The sequence below is a fragment of the Ferroglobus sp. genome (genome assembly GCF_015521575.1).
In the GTDB taxonomy this organism is placed as follows: domain Archaea; phylum Halobacteriota; class Archaeoglobi; order Archaeoglobales; family Archaeoglobaceae; genus Ferroglobus.
Genome location: NZ_WANY01000141.1, coordinates 1 through 5071 on the forward strand (window position 1 = coordinate 1; position 5071 = coordinate 5071).

At 43.5% G+C, this 5071-nt stretch carries 6 protein-coding genes and 1 pseudogene; 2 read left to right on the forward strand and 5 right to left on the reverse strand.

Annotated features, from left to right (window positions below; translation table 11 throughout):
* Window positions 1-1049 (reverse strand): cysteine--tRNA ligase (cysS, locus tag F7C14_RS05860; protein WP_290900822.1); only part of this gene is annotated, 1049 nt, incomplete at its 3' end.
* A 53-nt stretch (window positions 1050-1102) separates the two neighbouring features.
* Here cysS and F7C14_RS05865 point away from each other — a divergent pair.
* Both F7C14_RS05865 and F7C14_RS05870 read left to right on the forward strand, forming a co-directional pair.
* On the forward strand, window positions 1103-1684 hold the full coding sequence (locus F7C14_RS05865; RefSeq protein WP_290900824.1) for a VIT1/CCC1 transporter family protein: 582 nt from the start codon (window positions 1103-1105) through the stop codon (window positions 1682-1684).
* A 34-nt stretch (window positions 1685-1718) separates the two neighbouring features.
* Window positions 1719-1958, forward strand: coding sequence for a zinc ribbon domain-containing protein (locus F7C14_RS05870; RefSeq protein ID WP_290900826.1), 240 nt, complete (start codon window positions 1719-1721; stop codon window positions 1956-1958).
* Here the strand turns inward: F7C14_RS05870 and F7C14_RS05875 are convergent.
* From F7C14_RS05875 to F7C14_RS05890, 4 genes and pseudogenes are all read right to left on the reverse strand, one after another.
* The gene (locus F7C14_RS05875) at window positions 1947-2951 is read right to left on the reverse strand and encodes a radical SAM protein (RefSeq protein WP_290900829.1); all 1005 of its coding nucleotides are present in this window, start codon (window positions 2949-2951) and stop codon (window positions 1947-1949) included. The two genes, F7C14_RS05870 and F7C14_RS05875, sit on opposite strands and share 12 nt — an antisense overlap.
* 25 nt (window positions 2952-2976) lie before the next feature.
* Window positions 2977-3594, reverse strand: coding sequence for a methyltransferase domain-containing protein (locus F7C14_RS05880; protein ID WP_290900831.1), 618 nt, complete (start codon window positions 3592-3594; stop codon window positions 2977-2979).
* Complete coding sequence (locus F7C14_RS05885; RefSeq protein ID WP_290900833.1) at window positions 3581-3985, reverse strand: 30S ribosomal protein S6e; 405 nt, start codon at window positions 3983-3985, stop codon at window positions 3581-3583. Before F7C14_RS05885 ends, F7C14_RS05880 begins: the two co-directional genes overlap by 14 nt.
* Before the next feature lie 82 nt (window positions 3986-4067).
* Window positions 4068-5071: pseudogene (locus F7C14_RS05890) on the reverse strand (translation initiation factor IF-2); the annotation flags it as partial.

Below are 5071 nucleotides of genomic sequence, written 5' to 3' on the forward strand. Positions count from 1 at the left end.
ATGTAGCTCTTTAAACTTCCCTCCCTCTTCTCCCCGAAGGTCTTCAAATAAGCTATCTCCATGTCCAAGTTTCTGAGGGTGTTTAAGAGATACTCGTAACTCTTTTTAGACCTTTCAATTGCTTTTTCACTGTAATCGAGGGGAGATTTGTAGTGCGCCGAAAGAAGGAAGAATCTCACTACTTCTCCACCGTACTTGTTCACAGCATCTCTTATCCTCACTATGTTCCCCAAGCTCTTGCTCATCTTTTCCCCGTTTATCGTTACAAGGTTATTGTGTATCCAGTACCTTACCGGCTCAACTCCGAAGAGAGCGTAGCTTTGAGCCCTTTCATTTTCGTGGTGAGGAAAAATTAAATCCATCCCTCCTCCGTGGATGTCAAAAGGAACTCCAAGCAGTTCCGAAGACATCACGCTGCATTCTATATGCCATCCCGGTCTTCCCTTTCCCCAAGGGGAGTCATAAACAGATTTTGCTTTAAAGTCTTCCTCCTTTGCGGATTTCCACAGGGCAAAATCCTTCACATCTTTCTTTCTCTCGTCGGGCTCTATTCTGTGACGGTTCAACTCTTCCACAGAGTAACCAGAGAGTTCTCCGTACCTCTCAAAGCTGGGAACGTGAAAGTACACGTCTTTTCCGTACTTGCCTTCAACCTCGTAGGCGTAGCCTTTCTCAATAAGAGCTTTTACGAATTCAATAATCTTCGGAATGAAATCCGTTACTTTAGGGTGCAGTCCTCTTTTGTAATTGAGCGCCTTGGCATCTTTCCAAAATTCTGAAATAAAGAATTCAGAAACTTCTTTAGCAGTTTTTCCAAGTTCTATAGCCCTTCTTATTATTTTGTCGTCAACGTCAGTAAAGTTTTGTACAAAGATTACTTTGTGTCCTTTAAATTCCAGAAATCTTCTTAGGGTGTCGAAAAAAACGAGATTTCTCCCGTGACCGATATGGGAGTAATCATAAGCGGTTATCCCGCAAACGTACATTCTCACAGTTTTATCAAGCTTTAATTCAACGATTTTTTTGCTCATAGTGTCGTAAATCTTCATAAAGCTATAGAGATCACTAAATTTTTTAACTCTTTTTGAAAGAGGATAAGTAGGTGCTACGGATCGACAAAGAAAAACTCAAGATATACGCCTCTATGACTGATCTCGTTACAATATCAAGAAGGTACTTTGTAATAGGCTTTTTTGATGGCGTTCTCACGGTCATGGGTATGCTCATCGGAGCCTTTTTAAGCGGTATCTCAAGTGAAGCCGTGATTTCTGCCGGGATAGCCACAAGTCTCGCTCTTGGAATTTCAAGCGGCTGGGGGGCTTTTGAAGCTGAAAGAGTTGAGCAAAAAGTTGCGGCAATGGAGAAAAGAAGGTCGCTTTTGAAATTCGAAGACGATTACTGTCTGATTGACGAAGCCCACAGCTTCGCTATGAAAATAAGCGCAATAGTCCATGCGATAGCTCCAATTCCTGCCGGAATAATTCCTCTAATTCCCTACGTTTTCCTCCCAGCGAGAGAAGCTTTTCCGTATGCTGTGCTCATAGGACTTTTTCTGCTCTTTATCGTTGGATTGATGCTTGGGAGGATATCAAAGGAGAACGTAATAAAATCAGGATTGAGGCTCGTTCTTGCCGGGATTTTAACCCTGATCTTCGTCTCAATATTAAATCCAGTGCATCTCTGAAAAGCCTTTAAATAACATACGACAAAGTTTCCTCATGAAATTTGAGGATGCCGTGAAGATGAAGTTTCGCTGTTTTAAATGCAAAAATACCGAAGCAGAGGTGAGGAAGCTTGCAACAACCGGAACTGGACTGACGAAAATCTTCGATATTCAGTCCAACGAGTTTTATGCAGTAATTTGTAAAAACTGTGGTTACACCGAGTTTTACGAGAAAAGTATAATAGACGGGAAAAAGAGCGTTATCGGAGACGTTGTAGATGTTCTATTCGGTTGAAAACTCGTGGAGTCTTCTTTGATTGACGAACGCTGAGATTCTTTTCACCGAATACCCCATTCTCTTTATCTCTCCAAGAGTGTATCCCTTTTCCAAAAGCTTGGCAATCTTTTTCCCGACTCCAGGGATCTCTATCGCTTTAAGTTCTCTCTTCCTTAATGCTAAAACGAGCTTTGGATCCTCTTTTGGTAGAAAGCCGTCGGTTAGAGCTTCCCTAAGATCTTTGAAGGAGTATCCGTAGATTCTTAAAAGAGCATCGGCTCTGTATAAATTAACGACCCTTCCCCTTTCCTCCGCTTTTAAACTCTCCATGGGGGTCCCTTTAATTGGCGTAAAACCAGAGTAGTATACTCTCTTCACTCCACTTCTGTAAAGCTTTTCAGCAACTTTCAAAATCTGCTCGTCGCTCTCTCCGATTCCCACAATCATCTGGGTTGAAAAGCTCTTCCCCCTCTTCTTCGCCTCCTTCAACCCCCATCTCAACCTCCTGAGAACGTCTTCTTTCGTCTTAACGCTACAAATTTCACCGAAAACGCTCTTTGATGGTGTTTCTATGTTCACGCTGATTCTGTTTGCAATTTCCGCAGCCCTTTTAACCTGATCTCTGCTCGCTCCGGGCACTATTTTGAGGTGGAGGTAACTTGGATTCTCCTTTCTGATCATTTCTCCAACCTCTAAAATCTCCTCCATCGATTTTTCTGGATCGCTTATGGCGTTGCTTATGAATGCCCCGCTAACGAACCCCTTTTCCTTCAAAAGCTTGAAAGCTTTGTAAATTTCTTGAGGTGTAGCTTTCACCCCCTTATTCCAAGCGTTTCCGCAATACCTACAGTCGAAGGAGCAAGAAGACGTAATGAGAGTTTTGAACAAATTCACCTTTCTACTTCCAGCTTTAGAAATGTAGATAAGCCTAAACGGATCGAAGGCACACTTCTCATGACAGATATCGAACTTACTGAGGTTTACAAGTTTTCTTATCTTTTCGAGTTCCACAAATAGTTGTCGAATCGCTAAAATATTACTCTTTCCTTCCGCTCACTATCGTGACAAGCTTGCTCCAGAAAAAGTACGGACCCGTTTCCACAACCCTCAAATCACTAAGTCCGGCTTTTTCAAACCATAAAACGAGCTGCTGGGTAGAAGGGAACAACATAATGGACTCGGCAAACTTCCTAACTATCGGATTATCCGGTTTTCTTGGAGCGAGAATTACCACCCTCCCTCCCGGCTTTGTTACCCTTGCCATTTCCTTTATACCTTTGACCGGATTCGGCCAGTACTCTATACTTCCAGCAGAAATCGAAGCGTCGAAAGAGTCGTCTTTAAAGGGGAGATTTTCAGCATCACCCCTCACAAAGAAAGCTCCCCTAAATCTCTCCACAGCCTTTTTCATCTGTTCCGGAGTTATGTCTACCGCCACAACGTTTTCCTCTCCAACTCTCGCAACTATCTCTTCGGTTGTAAATCCGGTTCCGCATCCTACTTCGAGAACGATATCCCCCCGACTTATCTCAGCTAAATCTACAACTTTTCTTCTCATCTCAAGGGAGTAAAAAATCGGGTTTACATAATCGTAAATTTTGGAAAAATACTTGTAAAAAAATCTGGCTCTTCTCTTATCCTCAAGAACTCCCACTCTGCTGCTCCTCCTTCTTGAAGAACTCTTCGAGAGGAACCTTTCCTTTCTTTACGACTTTCATGTTTATCTGCACGATATCCCTTGTAATCACTCTTCCTCTCACCATCTTTCTCTTTCTAACTCCTTTTTCCTTTGGTCTGTAGCCCACTCCTCCGGAAAGAAGTAGCCTTTTTCTAACTCCACCCGGTAAATCTGGACGCATTGGAAATCCGTCTTTGTCCGTTCCTCCGGTAATTTGAAGCTCGTAATCTGGAGGAAGTTCCACGAGCGTTCCGTTTATTACGTCGCCTATCTCTTTTCCGATGAGTTTGTTTGCGTTCGCTCCGCTTATTACTTTCTGATAAGCCCTTCCAGTTTCTGGGTCTGAGATAACAACCTTAAACTCCATACTTTGGATTGAAGGAGCTCAATTTATAAAAGTTGTTGATGGGCCGAGTGCTAATACCAACGCTCAGCTGAATGGCTTGAAACTACCTTCCCCAAAACGGATTTTCCTTCCTTTTTATCTGCAGAAACTCCATAAAAGCCTTTTTAGCCTCTTCGGACAGCGAATCGAGGAGATCCCTTTCTATTATTCTGGCGTGCTTCTCGGGAATGTCAACGTAAAGGATTTCATTTCCGTCAAGGTGCCTTCCTATGGTCACTCCGTCTATCGCTATTGCCACTTCATCACCTTCCGTTGCTACGGGAATGTTCTCTCCAGATTTTTGTATGCTCCTCACGCTTCCCGCCGGAGTTCCATCAGGCTTTATGAGCTTGACGTCCCTTCTCAACTCTCCGGCAAGAACCTTAACTCCGACTATAGCCGGTTTGCTCCTCCTGAATATGAAATCCTTGAGGAGCTGGATCTTACAGGGTTTGATTAGGCTTTCTATCTTCTGCTTCTCCCTCAACCTCTTCTGCTCGTCTCTCCAGCTTGTTATGTTGTCGAGAAGGGAGTAAATTATGTTGTCAAGGAAAATCCTTACACCGTACCTTGCCGCTTCTTCTTCAACCCCCGGTAGAACTTTTACGTTGAACCCTATTACGAGTCTGTTTATTTCGTCTTTGTTTGCTGCAGCCTCCACGATATCTCTCTTGTCGATGTCTCCAACTTCAGCTTTCTTTATAGGAACCCCCGCTTCTTTCAATTCGTTAACTAAAGCTTCCAAACTTCCGAGAGTGTCTGTTTTCAGAACTACTCCCTCTTCGTCGGTTTTTATCGTAACTTCTTCAATCTCTCTCTTAATTCTCTCTTCGAACCTCTTTACGTCTTCCTCACTCTCGACGACTTCAAACTCGCTACCAGCGACGACGTTCTCTATTCCCGGAGCTACTATCTTTACTCCAGCTGCAGCAGTTACCTCCTTTACACTCTTAAACCTGCTTTCCACTCTTATTTCCTGAGCTGGTCTTGGCTTGAGTATCCCCCTCACGTGGGTAACTACAACCCCGTCCACTCCACCAATGGCAATTTTGTCACCCACTCTAAGCG

Excerpts from the sequence above, each read along its gene's own strand:
- F7C14_RS05870 (WP_290900826.1), top strand. The coding sequence starts at position 1,719 with ATGAAATTTGAGGATGCCGTGAAGATGAAGTTTCGCTGTTTTAAATGC.
- F7C14_RS05885 (WP_290900833.1), bottom strand. The coding sequence starts at position 3,985 with ATGGAGTTTAAGGTTGTTATCTCAGACCCAGAAACTGGAAGGGCTTAT.